The organism is Methylobacterium sp. ME121 (assembly GCF_000974725.1).
GTDB lineage: Bacteria > Pseudomonadota > Alphaproteobacteria > Rhizobiales > Beijerinckiaceae > Methylobacterium > Methylobacterium radiotolerans.
In genome coordinates, this window is record NZ_BBUX01000018.1 from 91,274 (window position 1) to 105,800 (window position 14,527).

The 14,527-nt window shown below is 72.2% G+C and carries 14 protein-coding genes; 7 read left to right on the forward strand and 7 right to left on the reverse strand.

Translation table 11 applies throughout. The features are described from left to right. Positions 1–31 precede the first annotated feature (31 nt). Positions 32–526: a peptidoglycan-associated lipoprotein Pal gene (gene pal, locus ME121_RS14230; RefSeq protein WP_012321252.1), complete on the reverse strand. Its 495-nt coding sequence runs from the start codon at positions 524–526 to the stop codon at positions 32–34. A gap of 351 nt (positions 527–877) precedes the next feature. On the opposite strand from pal, the gene ME121_RS14235 reads away from it, so the two are divergent. Next, positions 878–1,282, forward strand: coding sequence for a response regulator (locus ME121_RS14235; RefSeq protein ID WP_012321251.1), 405 nt, complete (start codon positions 878–880; stop codon positions 1,280–1,282). Between the two features lie 116 nt (positions 1,283–1,398). Here ME121_RS14235 and ME121_RS14240 read toward each other — a convergent pair whose 3' ends face one another. Further along, positions 1,399–2,433 (reverse strand): WcbI family polysaccharide biosynthesis putative acetyltransferase, encoded by a 1,035-nt coding sequence (locus tag ME121_RS14240; RefSeq protein ID WP_012321250.1) that lies wholly within the window; start codon positions 2,431–2,433, stop codon positions 1,399–1,401. Positions 2,434–2,507: 74 nt separating this feature from the next. Here ME121_RS14240 and ME121_RS14245 point away from each other — a divergent pair, with 74 nt between their 5' ends. The 3 genes from ME121_RS14245 to ME121_RS14255 all read left to right on the forward strand — a co-directional run bounded on the left by ME121_RS14245 (position 2,508) and on the right by ME121_RS14255 (position 5,211). Beyond that, positions 2,508–3,575, forward strand: a complete 1,068-nt coding sequence (locus tag ME121_RS14245; RefSeq protein ID WP_059409034.1) for a GSCFA domain-containing protein — start codon at positions 2,508–2,510, stop codon at positions 3,573–3,575. A gap of 93 nt (positions 3,576–3,668) precedes the next feature. Then, positions 3,669–4,268 (forward strand): nitroreductase family protein, encoded by a 600-nt coding sequence (locus ME121_RS14250; protein WP_012321248.1) that lies wholly within the window; start codon positions 3,669–3,671, stop codon positions 4,266–4,268. A 145-nt stretch (positions 4,269–4,413) separates the two neighbouring features. Further along, the gene (locus ME121_RS14255; RefSeq protein WP_012321247.1) at positions 4,414–5,211 is read left to right on the forward strand and encodes an SHOCT domain-containing protein; all 798 of its coding nucleotides are present in this window, start codon (positions 4,414–4,416) and stop codon (positions 5,209–5,211) included. Between the two features lie 90 nt (positions 5,212–5,301). On the opposite strand, the gene ME121_RS14260 is transcribed toward ME121_RS14255, so the two are convergent. Next, positions 5,302–6,327 (reverse strand): KpsF/GutQ family sugar-phosphate isomerase, encoded by a 1,026-nt coding sequence (locus ME121_RS14260; RefSeq protein WP_012321246.1) that lies wholly within the window; start codon positions 6,325–6,327, stop codon positions 5,302–5,304. Between the two features lie 216 nt (positions 6,328–6,543). On the opposite strand from ME121_RS14260, the gene ME121_RS14265 reads away from it, so the two are divergent. After that, a complete protein-coding gene (locus ME121_RS14265; RefSeq protein WP_059409035.1) occupies positions 6,544–7,977 on the forward strand; it encodes an FAD-linked oxidase C-terminal domain-containing protein in 1,434 nt (477 codons plus the stop codon). Positions 7,978–8,151: 174 nt separating this feature from the next. On the opposite strand, the gene ME121_RS14270 is transcribed toward ME121_RS14265, so the two are convergent. The 4 genes from ME121_RS14270 to ME121_RS14285 form a co-directional block, all read right to left on the reverse strand. Next, positions 8,152–8,691: a Ros/MucR family transcriptional regulator gene (locus ME121_RS14270; protein ID WP_059409036.1), complete on the reverse strand. Its 540-nt coding sequence runs from the start codon at positions 8,689–8,691 to the stop codon at positions 8,152–8,154. Between the two features lie 393 nt (positions 8,692–9,084). Continuing rightward, a complete protein-coding gene (locus ME121_RS14275; RefSeq protein WP_024828846.1) occupies positions 9,085–10,305 on the reverse strand; it encodes an ABC transporter permease in 1,221 nt (406 codons plus the stop codon). A gap of 97 nt (positions 10,306–10,402) precedes the next feature. After that, positions 10,403–10,897, reverse strand: a complete 495-nt coding sequence (locus tag ME121_RS14280; RefSeq protein ID WP_012321242.1) for a DUF4112 domain-containing protein — start codon at positions 10,895–10,897, stop codon at positions 10,403–10,405. 129 nt (positions 10,898–11,026) lie between these two features. Continuing rightward, entirely contained in the window at positions 11,027–12,196 is a 1,170-nt protein-coding gene (locus tag ME121_RS14285; protein WP_179239972.1) for an aminotransferase, read from the reverse strand. 335 nt (positions 12,197–12,531) lie between these two features. Here ME121_RS14285 and ME121_RS14290 point away from each other — a divergent pair, with 335 nt between their 5' ends. Then, entirely contained in the window at positions 12,532–12,708 is a 177-nt protein-coding gene (locus ME121_RS14290) for a hypothetical protein (RefSeq protein ID WP_164891353.1), read from the forward strand. Between the two features lie 298 nt (positions 12,709–13,006). Further along, positions 13,007–14,389: an MdtA/MuxA family multidrug efflux RND transporter periplasmic adaptor subunit gene (locus ME121_RS14295; protein WP_012321239.1), complete on the forward strand. Its 1,383-nt coding sequence runs from the start codon at positions 13,007–13,009 to the stop codon at positions 14,387–14,389. The last annotated feature ends 138 nt before the right edge of the window (positions 14,390–14,527 follow it).

Here is a 14,527-nt window from a genome sequence, read left to right on the forward strand (position 1 = left end):
AGCCGCCGCCGGAGCGCGGCCGCGCGGCGGCTTACGCGCCGGCGCCGCGGTCGAGGACGATCACCGCGCGGCGGTTCTGCGACCAGCAGGAGATGTCGTTGCACACCGCCACCGGCCGCTCCTTGCCGTACGACACGGTCCGCATCCGGCTCGCCGCGATGCCGCGGGTGGCGAGGTAGTCGTTCACCGCCTGGGCCCGGCGGGCGCCGAGGGAGAAGTTGTACTCGCGGGTGCCGCGCTCGTCGGCGTGGCCCTCGATGATGAAGGTGTAGCGCGGGTAGCGCTGCAGCCACGCGGCCTGCTTGTCGAGGGTCGCGGTCGCGGTGGGCGTCAGGTCGGTGGAATCCGACTCGAAGAAGACCCGGTCGCCGATATTGACGACGAAGTCCTGGGCGCTGCCGGGGGTCGCGGCACCCGCCCCGAAGGCGGAGGCGTCGGCGAGGTCCTTGTCGTTGCTGCAGGCGCCCAGGCCGAGGGCGGCGACGAGCGCGAGGCCGAGGGCGGCGGCGCGGAAACGCTGGGGCATGGTCTGAAAAACTCCTCGAGCGGTGCCGAAGGCCGGCTGCTGGTCTTCGAGGCGGGTCCGCGTATTCCTGGCGCCGTTGGTAGGCGGGGTTGGTTAAGCGACGGTTCCGCCGCGCGGCGCGGGGGCGTGGTGACGGTCCGCACCGGTCGACGGCGTGCGCTGACACACCCGGGACGCGCCCGGAATGCGGCGGCGGCGGGGCGGCGGGCCGCGACGCGGCATTTCGGCCGCCCCGGTTGCGGCGCTGCAACAGGCCTCGGGCCTCCGCCCGGTGACGGGTCCGCGCCGGGCTTTAAGAGATCCTCAACCCTATCGCTCCCTTATCGGCGGGCCGAACACCGGACCTCCCGCATGCGCCCCGCCCAGAGCGTCCTCATCGTCGAGGACAGCTACCTGCTCCTCGAGATCGTCGCGAGCCTGTGCGAGACGCACGGCATCCGGGTGATCGAGGCCTCCACGGGCGAGGCCGCGCTGACCGTCCTGCGCGAGCGGGGCGGCGCGATCGACTGGCTGTTCACCGACATCCACCTGCCCGGGCTGATCGACGGCTGGACGGTGGCCCACGCCTTCCGGGCGATCCATCCGGACCGGCCGGTGGTCTACACCTCGACGGACACGCACGGCCGCAGCGGCGTGCCGGGCAGCCTGTTCCTGCGCAAGCCCTTCCAGATGCAGGAGGTCAACCGCCTGGTCCGGATGATGGTCGAGGGCCTCGGCGAGGCCGGCGCCGACAGCCGGCTCTGCGCGGCGGGCTGAGTCACGGATCCTTCCGACCCGGACCGTCGTCGCGCGCGCGGCGAAGCCACCCCGGGCGGCGCGCGCTCGGCCGGCTGGACGCCCCGGCTGGACACCTCGGCTCCGGGGGGGCGGCCTCAGCCGCCCCGGAACAGCGCGACGATCTCCGGCGCGGCGAGCCACGCCTCGACCCGCGGGCAGGCGAGATCCCCGGGGGGCATCGCGTCGTAGAGGGCGAAGCTCGCCGCGATGAAGCCCGTGAGGTCGTAGAGCACCGGGAAGTCGTCGCCCCGCGGCTTGGTCTTGAACAGGTACGAGCCGGTCAGGCCGAAATGCTCGGCGATGGGCGGGTAGATCGGCCAGACCACGTCCTGGGCCAGCTCGTCGCCGAGGTAATCTTCGATCTCCACGGGCTCGGGCGTGAGCCCGTTCTCCCGCAGCAGCCGCCGGGCGATGTCGCCGAGGACGTGGACCTTGGGATGGTTCATCAGGTGCATGAAGGCGCCGCGGCGCGCCCAGCGGGTCACCTCGCGCTCCAGCCCGAAACCCAGGGCGTCGGCCGCGCCGACGAGCTCGCGCACGGCCGGGTCCCAGTGGTCGAGGTAGCCCAGGCGGGCGAACACGTCCTCGCGGAACAGGGTCGCGGTGCGGCCGGCGTCGAGGCCGAGCCGGTGGGCGGTGAGGACGATCGCCGAGTGGTACTGGCCGAGCGGCGACGGCGTCAGCTTGAGGGCGGCGAGGTCCGAGGCCTGCCCGACATAGACCATGTCCGGGTGGAAGGCCGAGAACACGATCGACGGGAACAGCTTGAGCCGCGGGTCGGCCGCCCGCACAGTGGCGGCGTCGCCGCCCGGGATCAGCCCGGCCGGGAAGGCCTGCGAGAAGACGTGGTCGTGGGCGCGCAGGGTCCGGATCAGGCCGTCGACGTGGCCGTGGTCGCGCTTCAGCGAGCCCATGGGCAGGTAGCGGACCGGGCTCTTCGGCGCGAGCAGGCGCATGGCCCGGGCGATGCCCCGCGCCTGGCAATTGCCCAGCACCGCGATGCTCGGCCCGTCGCGGGTCGTGGCGGCGCGGGCGCGGTTCCGCCATGGTGTCGCCCAGGTGGGGGCCCAACTGGGTGTCGAGCGGGTGAACGCGCTGCGGGCGCGCCGGGGCAGGTCGTTCAGGGCCACGTCGCGTGCCGGTGTCAGCGGACGGAACAGCGCCCCCGAGGGCCTGTCGCCGTCGTGAAGAAGAGGGTTCGAAGATGGCGTTGAATCCGTATACGGGTCTACCGGCCGAGCGATTCTGGCGCAAGGTCGTCACCAACGTGCCGCCCTTCGCGGTCAATCCGCACCCGAAGGACACGTTCGTGATCGGGCCGACCGACAAGGTCGCCACCGGCGGCTCCTGCTTCGCGCAGCGGGTGGCCGAGGCGGTGCGCGGCGCCGGGTTCAACTACTACCTGACCGAGCCGCCGACCCCCGGCATGAGCGCCGAGGAGGCCAATGCCCGCCAGTTCGGCACGTTCTCGGCGCGCTACGGCAACCTCTACTACACGCGCCAGTTCGTGCAGCTGTTCGACCGGGCCTACGGCAAGTTCGAGCCGGAGCTGAAGGCGTGGCTGCGCGACGACGGCCGCTACGTCGACCCGTTCCGCCCCACGGTCGAGCCGGCGGGCTTCGCCAGCGAGGCCGAGGTGGTCGCGGCGCGCGACGCGCACCTCGCCGAGGTGCGCCGCCTGTTCGAGACGCTGGACGTGTTCGTGCTGACCCTCGGCCTCACGGAAGGCTGGCGCTGGCGGGCCGACGGCGCGGCGCTGCCGCTCGCCCCCGGGGTCGCGGGCGGCACCTTCGATCCGGACCTCTACGAGTGCGTCAACGCCGGCGCGGCCGAGGTTCTGGGCGACCTCAACGGCTTCCTCGACCGGCTCTGGAGCGTGAACCCGAAGGCGCGGGTGATCTTCACGGTCTCGCCGGTGCCGATGATCGCCACCTACATGGACCGGCACGTGATGGAGTCGAACAGCTACTCCAAGTCGGTGCTGCGGGTGGCGGCCGGCGAGGTGGTCGGCCGGGGCGACCCGCGGGCGGTCTACTTCCCCGCCTACGACATCGTCACGAGCAACGTGAATGCCGGGCGCTACTACAACGAGGACCAGCGCACCATCAACGACGCGGGCGTGCGCCACGTGATGCGCCTGTTCCTGGCGACCTTCGCGCGCGACCGGGTGTCCCCCGCCCCGACCCACGCACCGGTGGACCTCGCCGCGGAGTTCGAGGGCAATGCCGGCGTGATCTGCGACGAAGAGGAGATCGAGCGCAGCGTGGCCTGACAGGGCCTAGCGTGGCGTGGGGTTTGCCTCCGGCCGGGCGTTTCGGGCAGTCTCGGCCGCCCGGGCGCCCGCGCCCTTCCGGAGACGAGTCCCTTGAGCCTGCCCCCGCCCCGCCGCGCCGACCACGACATCGATCCGGTCTTCGTGAAGCGGCACTCGCCCCGCGCCTTCACGGGCGAGGCCGTGCCCGAATCCGAGCTGATGCGGATGATCGAGGCGGCGCGCTGGTCGCCCTCCGCCTACAACTCGCAGCCCTGGCGCTTCCTCTACGCGCTCCGGGGCGACGCCCACTGGGACACGTTCTTCGACCTCCTGGTGCCGGGCAATCAGAAATGGGTGTCCGGCACCGGCGCGATCCTGTTCCTGGTCTCGAACGGGCTCATGAAGGTCGGCGACGAGCTCAAGCCCTCCTACAGCCACTCCTTCGACGCCGGCACCGCCTCGCTGGCCTTCCAGCTCCAGGCGATCCACCAGGGCTGGCACGCTCACGGCATGGTCGGGTTCGACCATGTCCGCGCCCCCGCGGTGCTGCGCCTGCCCGAGAACCACCGGATCGAGGCCGCCTTCGCGGTCGGCCGCAAGATCCCGGAGGCGGACCTCACCGAGGAGCAGCGGCCCCGCGAGACCCCGAACGGCCGCCGGCCGATCACCGACTTCACCATCGCGGGACCGTTCCCGCCGGCCGCCGGCTGAGACGGCCGGAACCCGCTTGCACGACCGGCGATTGGCTCCGCATCGCGACGCCGTCGCAGGCCCGGGGGCGCCCGCCCTCGGGCCCGGGCCGGGGGCCGGCGCCGCGCGCCTCCTGTCCACCCTCCGACGCTTCGGGAGCTGGCTCATGGATCCGTCCGACACCGCCGCGTCCGATCCCTTCCGGGACGACGGGCCGTTCGACTCCGTTTCCGGGCTGCAGGCCGTCGCCGACCGCCACGGGGTCGGCCTGGACGCGGTGCGCCACCTGATCCGGGCCCTGGAGCGCGGCCACGGCACGATGGCGCAGTTCGACCATCCCGATCTCGGCGGGATGGGGCAGTGGTTTTCCGGCGGGATGGTGATGGTCGGCCGGATGTTCGACGACGCGCTGAAGGCGCGGGTCGACGCGCTCTGCACCGAATTGGCCGGGGCGCTCCCGGCGGGCGGCTTCTCGGAGGCCGCGCCCGCGGCGCGCCGGGGCGGCGGCGAGTGGTGGCCGGCCGGCCTCGGGGATCCGGCGAGCACCGGCGCGCAGAACGGGCTGCGCTACGCCTATTTCCCCGACAGACGGCGGCTCGCCGTCGACGCGGGGTCCGGGATCGCGCTCTACGACACCGGCGAGCACCGCATCACCGGCGTCTCTCAGGCGAACGGCAGCCTCGGCTTCACGGGACCGGCCGGGGCCGTCGCCCTCGACCGCCTGCGCCGGATCGAGGCGGAGGTCGCCGCGCCGCGCCAAGCGGACCCGGCCGGGATCCCGGCGAGCGCCGCGTCGCCTATCTCTTCGCCTGCCCCGTCGCCCGCCCCTTCGGCCGCGCCGGACCGGTCATCCGCGGACGACGTTCTCGCGACCATCGAGCGGCTGGCCGACCTGCACGCGCGCGGCGTGCTCACCGAGGCGGAATTCGCGACCAAGAAGGCGGAGCTGCTGGCGCGGCTGTGACCGGCGCCCGCTCGTCCGACCCTCCGTCCCCGTCCCGGCACGCCCGGGACCGCCAAGGGCGAGGGTCGGGCCTGCCGGTTCCGGACGGCCTCAGACGATGCCGACGCGGAGCAGGTCGTGGACGTGCACGATGCCCACGGGCCGTCCGTCCGTGACGGCGAAGACCGCCGTGATCAGCCGGCGGTTCATCAGCTCCAGCGCGGCCTGGGCGAGCTTGTGGGGCTCCACCGTCACCGGGTCCCGGGTCATGACCGTCGAGACCGGCGTGTCGAGGAGCGCCGGACCCATGTGGCGGCGCAGGTCGCCGTCCGTGACGATGCCGACGAGGCGGCCGGCCGCGTCCGTGACGCCGACGCAGCCGTAGCGCCGCGCCGCGATCTCGATCAGCACCTCGGACATGAGCGCGGTCTCGTGGACCAGCGGCATGTCCTGGGGGCCGTGCATCACCTGCTGCACGGTCCTGAGGCGGGCCGCGAGGGTGCCGCCCGGATGCAGGGTGTGGAAGCGCGCCGAGGTGAAGCCGCGCCGCTCCAGCAGCGCCACCGCCAGGGCGTCGCCCAGCGCCAGCTGGATCAGGCTGGAGGAGGTCGGCGCGAGGTCGTGGGGGCAGGATTCCCGCACGCGGGGCAGCTCCAGCAGCACGTCGGCGGCCTTGCCGAGGGTGCTCTCGCCGTTGCGGGTGATCGCCACCAGGGGGATCGAGAACCGGCGGCTGAAGCCGACGAGGTCGGACAGTTCCGCGGTCTCCCCCGACCACGACAGCGCGATGATGACGTCGTCCCGGGCGATCATCCCGAGGTCGCCGTGGCTCGCCTCGGTCGGGTGGACGAAGAAGGCGTGGGTGCCGGTCGAGGCCAGCGTCGCGGCGATCTTGCGGCCGACATGGCCGCTCTTGCCGATGCCGCTCACGATGACGCGGCCCTTGCTCTGCAGGATCGTCTGCACCGCCTCCTCGAAGGCCGCGCCGAGCCGGCCCTGGAAGGCCACGCTCGCCTCCTGCAAGGCCGCGATGCCGAGCTGGAGGCTGCGGATCCCGAGGTCGCGGGTGGTGGCGAGATGCGCCGACGGCGCGTCGTAGCGGTCGTCGCGCAGGGCGCTGGAGGCGGGAGCGTTCATCGGTTCCGTTCTTGACCCGTCGTCCGGATCCGGCAGCGGGGGCCGGTATCGGGGAGCGGCGCAGCGAGGCGTCTCCGGCGACGCTAGGCAGCCGTCGTGGTTGAAATGTGACGCGGGGACGACGCAGCGCCGCACTCTGGTTGAAGGCGCGGCCGCCGAGGTCCATGCTGCCCGCACACCGTCCCGCGCCGCGGGCCCCAGGAGGGCACGAGCCCTATGACCATCCGCTTCCCCGATCCCGATCCCGCGATCCTCGCCCGCCGCGAGGCGATCCTGGCCGGCCTCGCGCCCCTGGTGGCGCCGGAGGCGCTGGTGGTGAGCGAGGACGAGCGCCGGGCCTTCGAGACCGACGGGCTGACCGCGTACCGGCAGATGCCGCTGGCCGTGGTCCTGCCCTCCACCACCGCGGAGGTCTCCGCCGTGATGGCCTATTGCCACGCCAACGGCGTGCGGGTCGTGCCCCGGGGCGCCGGCACGTCGCTCGCGGGCGGCGCCATCGCGCAGGCCGACGCGATCATCCTGGGCGTCGGCAAGATGACCAAGGTCCTCGACATGGACTTCGCCAACCGCACCGCCCGGGTGCAGAGCGGCATCACCAACCTCGCCATCTCCGGGGCGGTCAGCCACGAGGGCTTCTTCTACGCCCCCGACCCGTCGAGCCAGCTCGCCTGCACGATCGCCGGCAACATCGCGATGAATTCCGGCGGCGCGCACTGCCTGAAATACGGCGTGACCACCAACAACCTCCTCGGCGTCACCCTGGTGCTCAACGACGGCACCGTCGTGGAGATCGGCGGCCAGCACCTCGACAGCGGCGGCTACGACCTGCTCGGCCTCGTCTGCGGCTCGGAGGGGCAGCTCGGCATCGTCACCGAGGCGACCGTGCGGATCCTGCGCGCGGCGGAAGGCGCGCGCCCGGTGCTGGTCGGCTTCTCGAGGGTCGAGGACGCGGGCGACTGCGTCGCGGCGATCATCGCGGCCGGGATCATCCCGGTGGCGATCGAGTACATGGACCGCGAGGCGATCCTCATCACCGAGGACTTCGCCCAGGCCGGCTATCCCCGCGACGCCGAGGCGATGCTGATCATCGAGGTCGAGGGCTCGGACGCCGAGTGCGACGCCATGCTGGCGCGGATCGAGACGATCGCCCAGGATTTCCGCCCGACCAGCCTGCGCGTCTCGCGCTCGGAGGCGGAGTCGGCCGCGATCTGGAAGGGGCGCAAGTCGGCCTTCGGGGCCACCGGCCGGATCTCCGACTACATCTGCATGGACGGCACGATCCCCACCGGCCAGCTCGGGCCGGTGCTGGAGCGGATCGGGGCGATCTGCGCCGAGAAGGGCCTGCGGGTCGCCAACGTGTTCCACGCGGGCGACGGCAACCTGCACCCGCTGATCCTGTTCGACATCAACCGGCCCGGCGAGCTGCAGAAGGCCGAGGCCGCGGGCGACGAGATCCTGAAGCTCTGCGTCGAGGTCGGCGGCTGCCTGACCGGTGAGCACGGCGTCGGGATCGAGAAGCGCGAGCTGATGCGCTTCCAGTACGATCAGGTCGATCTCGAGCAGCAGATGCGGGTCAAGGCGGTGTTCGATCCGGACTGGATGCTGAACCCCGCCAAGGTGTTCCCGCTGGACGGGCGCCTCGCGGCCTGAACCGGGCCGCGCGGCGTGGATGAGCCGGACCGCGCGGCGGGGTCCGGCCGAGGTGCAGGCCAGGACGCACGGCTAGGACGCACGGCCAGGACGTACGGCCGAGGCGTCCGGAGCGGTGCGGGCGCGGCCGTCTCCGACCGCGCATCCGCCCCCGTCCGGCCCTCGCGGCCGCGCTCAGGCGGCTTCGACCTTGCGGCTCGCCCGGGCCTTGGTCGCGGCGGTCGCGGCCTTGCGGCGGCCGGACGCGGGGGCGGCGGGCGCCTCCTCGGCGGGGGCGGCGGACTTGTCGCTGGACGGGGACCGGCCCGGCTGGCCGAGGCCGAGGCTCTTGGCGAGCGCCGAGCGCTGCGCCGAGTAGTTCGCCGAAGTGGTCGGGTAATCGGCCGGCAGGCCGTAGCGCTCGCGGTAGGTCTGCGGATCGAGACCGTGCTTGGTCAGGTGGCGCTTCAGCGTCTTGTACGACTTGCCGTCGATGAAGCTGACCAGTCCGTCGGGGCGGATCGACTTGCGGATCTGGGCGGGGGTCGGCCGCTCGACGCTCTCGGTCGCCGGAGCGGCGGGGCCGGCCCCGATCGTGTTCAGCGCCTCGTGGATGCTCGCGATCAGGGCCGGCAATTCGGCCGAGGGCAGCGAGTTGTTGGAAACGTAGGCCGCGACGACGTCCACGGTCCGCTCGATGAAGTCCAATTGCGATGTCGGCGCAGCTTCTGACATTCTCTCATTCCTCGGCACAAATGCCTGATGGGATCCCCACTGTTCGCGAGTTAAGTCAGCGTCCGAAAAATGCAAGCCGCGCCATACAATTATCTGTGATGAGACCGAAGTCTAACTCTGCATCGCGCGGCGAGGCTTACAGGGTATGGTTGCATTGGCGGCACTTAAGGGACACTTCTGAGAGGCTTTATCGGTGTCCGCCCGGCGAATTCTAGTCGCTTCCTCGAAGCGGGTTTTCGCAGCCGGCAGAGACCTTTACGCCCAGGTCGGGGCCCGTCTCTAGACGATCGTATACGGTTGCCGTCCGGCCGTGCCGGGACAATGCGCAATCTTCGTACAGTTGTGCGAAGGCCGGGTGGGGCCCTGCGTCATTTTCGCCACCCGGTCGCGGCCTCAGGCGAAAGTCTTGCGCGGGTCGAAGGCGTCCCGCACCGCCTCGCCGGCGAAGACGAGCAGGCTCAACATCACGGCGATGACCAGGAATCCGGTCAATCCGAGCCAGGGCGCGGTCAGATTGTCCTTGCCCTGCGCGAGAAGCTCTCCGAGGGACGGCGAGCCCGGCGGCAGTCCGAAGCCGAGGAAGTCGAGCGAGGTCAGGGTGGTGATCGAGCCGTTCAGGATGAACGGCAGGAAGGTCAGCGTCGCCACCATGGCATTCGGCAGCAGATGGACCGTCATGATGCGGATGTTCGACAGGCCCAGCGCCCGGGCGGCGCGGACATACTCGAAGTTCCGCGCCCGCAGGAACTCGGCCCGCACCACGCTCACCAGCGCGACCCAGGAGAACAGCAGCATGATCCCGAGCAGGACGAAGAAGCCCGGGGCGATGAAGGCCGAGATGATGATGATCAGGTAGAGGGTCGGGATGCCGCCCCAGACCTCGATGAAGCGCTGGAAGGCGAGATCGACCCAGCCGCCGAAATAGCCCTGCACGGCGCCCGCGACGACGCCGATCACCGACGAGACCGCCGCCAGGATCAGCCCGAACAGGACCGAGATGCGGAAGCCGTAGATCACCCGCGCGAGCACGTCCCGCGTGGTGTTGTCGGTGCCGAGCCAGTGCCAGGGAATGTCCGCGCAGGTGCTGCCGCCGAGCTTCTCGGCGACCGGCTTGCACTGCGCGTCCGTGAGCATCCAGGTGGGCGGCGACGGCGACGGCGTCGGCAGGTCCTCGTTGATCGTGTCGTACGAGAACGGGATCGGCGGCCACAGCGCCCAGCCGTTCGCCGCGATCTCCCGGCGAATCTCGGGGGAGCGGTAGTCGGTCGTGGCGAGGAAGCCGCCGAACTTCTCCTCCGGGTAGTCGACCAGGACCGGGACCAGCCACTCGCCCTTGTAGGACATCACGATCGGGCGGTCGTTGGCGATGAACTCCGCGAACAGGCTGAGCACGAACAGGATCGTGAAGATCACGAACGATCCGTAGCCGAGCCGGTTGCGGCGGAAATTGTCGAGGCGCCGCCGGTTGAGCGGCGAGAGCCGGGCGCGCCGGCCGGCGGCCTCGGGCGGGACCGGGGGCGGCGCCCCCTCGTCCGGCCGCAGGACCAGCGGCTGGGCGCCGGGCATCGGCGCGGGCACGACCTCGCTGTCGCCGGGACGCGTGACCTCGTTCATCCGTGCTGCCTCCCGCGCCGCGCCGCGCGCGCGCCCGCCGCCCCGTGATCCGGGCGGCCCCGCGACCGGCCGGCCGCGGGACGGGGACCGGGGACGCTCAGCCGTCGAGCCGGATCGCGGTGCCGTCGATCTCGGTGGGACGCAGGTTGCCGCTGCGCTCCAGCCAGCGGCGCAGCAGCCGGACGTTGCGGCGGTTGGCCTTGAAGGCGGCGTCGAACAGGTCGCCCGCCACCGGCACCGCGCCGATCAGCCCGTCGAAGGCCACGTTCAGCCCCATCCGGGCCAGCAGCCAGCGCGGCGCCCCGAGGCGCTTCGCCTCGTAGACGATGAAGGACGAGATCACCATGCCGGCCAGGTCGCCGATCACCGGCACGAGGCCGATCAGCGCGTCGAACCCGACCCGACGGTTGATGCCCGGGATGACGAAGGCCGTGTCCATCAGGTGGGCCAGCGTCTCCAGGCGGGCGAGGCTCGCCTCCCGGCCGAGATCCGCCGACAGGAAGGGGGGCCGGGTTCCGGCGCCGGTCCCGCCTCCGGGGAAGGTCTCGGCACGGGCGAAACGCCCGGACTGGGCAGCCTGGGTGAAGTCCATGGTCGGGATCCGTCGGGAAGCCATCGTCCCCAACGATGTGGCCCCCCGTCCGGATCCCCGCAAGGACGGCGCCCGCTCGGCGCGCGCCGCCCGTCGTGGCGTCTCCCATGGCGCCTCCCATGGCGCCTCTCACGCCGCCGCCCCGGGGAGCCCGCGCATGCGGTCGAGCGCCGCATCCAGGGTGGCGTCGTCCTTGGCGAAGCAGAGCCGGACGAGGCCGCGCACGGAGGCGTCCGGGTAGAAGGCGCTCACGGGGATCGCCGCGACGCCGTGACGGGTGACGAGGGCCTCGCAGAAGGCCACGTCGTCGGTGTGGCCCAGCGCGGCGACGTCGACGTTGAGGAACCACGTGGCCTGGGCCGGCAGCACGGTGAAGCCGAGCCCGCGCAGGCCGTCCGCGAGCCGGTCGCGGGACCGGGCGTAGCCGGCCCGCATCGCCTCGAACCACGGGGCCGGCTTGCCCAGCCCGTAGGCCACCGCCTCCTGGAGGTTCGGGGGCGTGGTGAAGGTCAGGAACTGGTGCGCCTTGGCGAGCCCGCGCATCAGCCGGGCCTCGGCCATCACGAAGCCGACCTTCCAGCCGGTGAGCGAGAAGATCTTGCCGGCCGAGCCGATCTTGACGGTCCGCTCCCGCATCCCGGGCAGCGCCATCAGCGGCCTGTGGCGCGCGCCGTCGAACACCACGTGCTCCCAGACCTCGTCGCAGAGGGCGGTCACGTCGAAGCGCTGGCAGTAGCGGGCGAGCAGGTCGAGGTCCTCCGGCGCGAACAGCGTGGCGCTCGGGTTGAGGGGATTGTTCAGCACCACGACCCGGGTCCGCGCCCCGAAGGCCTGCGCCAGCGCGGCCTCGTCGAGGCGGAAGGCCGGGGGCCGCAGCGGCACGATCCGCGGAACGCCGCCCGCCCGCCGGACCAGGGGCAGGTAGGCATCGTACATGGGCGCGAACAGCACGACCTCGTCGCCGGGCTCGATCAGCGCCAGGAGCGCGCCGGCCAGGGCCTCGGTCGCCCCGGAGGTGACCATCACCTCGGTCTCCGGGTCGAGGTCGAGCCCCTGGTGCCGCGCGTAGTGCGCGGCGACCGCCTCGCGCAGGGCCGGCAGGCCCATCATCGGCGGGTACTGGTTCCAGCCGTCCAGGAGCGCCCGCGCGCCCCGCTCTCGGACGTCCGCCGGCCCGGGATCGTCCGGGAAACCCTGGCCGAGATTGATCGCGCCGTGGTCCCGCGCGAGCCGCGACATGGTCTCGAACACGGTCGTGGGCAGCGCGTCGAAGACGGGGTTGATGAAGGCGGGCGTCATGCGGCGCCGGGGATCGGGGAGGTCGGCATGGCGGGTCTCGGCATCGCCGGCCCTTAGCATGGCCGCGCAGGGCCGTCGCGCGTCGCGGAATGTGCGCCTTCGCACAGACCCGGTCGCCGAAGCGCGACCGACGGCTGACGAATATTGACATTCATCAGCCGTCTCGTAGGTTCGGGTCACGACCGGAGCGGCGCACTCGCCGACGGGGCTTCGCCCCCTCGCCCCGTCAGCGGGGTGCCGCTCCGGTCCCCAGAAGGGCCATCGACTTGCGGGTCGGTGGCCCTTTCGGCATGTGCGGCGGCGGCCGCACCGCTCGCCGGCCCCCGGAGACGACGATGCCGCCCTCCTCACGCGCGCTCCTCGGCTGCCTGGTCCTGGCGCTGCTGATCGGCGGTCTCGGGCTAGGCCTGCGCCGCGCCGTGGCCGTCACCCCGGTCGATCCCGCGTTCCGGGCGGTGCTGCGCGCTTATGCTGCACCGGACGCGTCCGGCGGAACCCAGCAACACGAGTGAAACGTCGCCGCCCTAGTGACGGCGCATTGGCCGGGCACCGGTGGAGCGTACCGCGAGGTGCGCGCGCAGCGCGGTCGCGGGCGACCATGTCGCCGCGGTAAGGAGCCGTTCGGGACCCGGACAGCTTTATGGGCTTACGCTCCCGCACACGGGATCGGAGCCGCCGGGTCCCGCGGGATCGGGCGGCTTCAGGACGGGCTTCCGGGACGCGGCGTTCCGGAGGCGGCATGGGGGCTTGGACAGCGAGGGATAGGGTGCCGCCGGTCGCGCTGACGACCGTCCTGTGCTCTAGTCAGGCATGAACGAGAGTTCACCGATCCGGACCGACACGGCCCGCGCCTACCAGCCCGGCGAGGCGCCCGCGCGCGAGGTCCGGACGCGGCGCTTCCGGCCGATCCGCTGGCTCGTGATCCTGGTGCTGCTCGCCGGCGCCGGGGCGATCGGGCACCGCTGGTACGAGGCCCGCACCGACAGGGGTGCCGAGCCCGCGACGGCGCACCGGACCGGCGGCCGCGGCGGCCGGCACGGCGGCTCCGACATGCCGCAGGCGGTGGGTATCGCCAGCGTCACGACCGGCGACATGCCGGTGGTGCTGCAGGGCCTCGGCACCGTGACGCCGCTCGCCACCGTGACGGTGAAGTCGCAGATCAGCGGCTACCTCACGCAGGTGCAGTTCCGGGAGGGCCAGACCGTGAAGGCGGGCGACGAGCTCGCCCGGATCGATGCCCGCCCCTACGAGGCGCTGCTCGCCCAGTATCAGGGCCAGCTCGCCCGCGATCAGGCGCTGCTCCAGAACTCGAAGCTCGACCTGCAGCGCTATCAGACGTTGAACCGGCAGGACTCGATCTCGAAGCAGAACGTCGACACGCAGGCCGCGCTGGTGAAGCAGAACGAGGGCACGGTCGCGGCCGACCAGGCGCTCGTCGACCAGCAGAGGCTCAACATCGCCTACACGCACATCACGTCGCCCGTGGACGGCCGGGTCGGCCTGCGCCAGGTCGACCAGGGCAACTACATCTCGGCCGCCTCCACGGCGATCGTGGTGGTGACCCAGCTCCACCCGATCTCGGTGGTCTTCACCCTGCCGGAGGACGACGTGTCGCGGGTGATGCGGCAGGTGCGGGCGGGCGCGAAGCTCACCGTGCGGGCCTACGACCGCGGCGACGCCCACGAGATCGCCACCGGCCGCCTCGACACGGTCGACAACCAGATCGACACGACCACCGGCACAGTGAAGCTGCGCGCGCTGTTCGACAACGCCGACGAGGAGCTGTTCCCGAACCAGTTCGTCAACGCCAAGCTGACCGTCGACACGGTGCGGGGCGCGACGCTGGTGCCGAATTCCAGCCTGCTCCAGGGCACGCCCGGCACCTACGTCTACCTGATGGACGGGGACAGCAAGGTCACGGTCCGGCCGATCAAGACCGGCGAGACCGACGGCACCACCACCGTGGTGGTCTCCGGCCTCAAGCCGGGCGACCGGGTCGTCACGGACGGCACCGACCGGCTGAAGGACGGCGCGCCGGTGCGGATCACCGAGGGCGCACAGGCGGCTGCGGGCGACGGGAAGGCTGCCGAGAAGGCTGATGGCCGCCCCGGTGCACCGACCGAGGCTGCGGCGGCGGATTCGCAGGGGACAGCGGAGGGCGGTCGTCGGCACCGGCGCCGTCAGGCGCAGTGAGGGGATTGGCCGCGCGCGTGTGCGGCTTCCCCCCCTCTCCCCGCACGCGGGGAGAGGGCTCCGGCGACCTCGTCGTCGCCGGAGCGAGGCGGCAGCCGAAGGTGAGGGGGCTTGGCCGTAAGAGCCTCATCCTGCGGC